Genomic DNA, 231 nt, shown 5'->3' on the forward strand with positions numbered 1-231 from the left:
GGTTTATAAGTTTAAGAGACGATACTGGGTCTGTAGCTCAGGTGGTTAGAGCGTTCGCCTGATAAGCGAGAGGTCGGTGGTTCAAGTCCACTCAGACCCACCAATCTTCCTCCCAAGGAGATTGGCACACAGTATCAACACCTGATGGGGCTATAGCTCAGCTGGGAGAGCGCCTGCCTTGCACGCAGGAGGTCAGCAGTTCGATCCTGCTTAGCTCCACCATCTTTAAGC

The 231-nt window shown here is 52.8% G+C and carries 2 tRNA genes; both read left to right on the forward strand.

The features are described from left to right. Window positions 1–26: 26 nt before the first annotated feature. Window positions 27–103, forward strand: a tRNA-Ile gene (locus RH46_RS04685). 43 nt (window positions 104–146) lie between these two features. After that, window positions 147–222, forward strand: a tRNA-Ala gene (locus tag RH46_RS04690). Window positions 223–231 lie beyond the last annotated feature (9 nt).

Origin of the sequence: Vibrio brasiliensis LMG 20546, from assembly GCF_000189255.1 — a bacterium.
GTDB classification, from domain to species: domain Bacteria; phylum Pseudomonadota; class Gammaproteobacteria; order Enterobacterales; family Vibrionaceae; genus Vibrio; species Vibrio brasiliensis.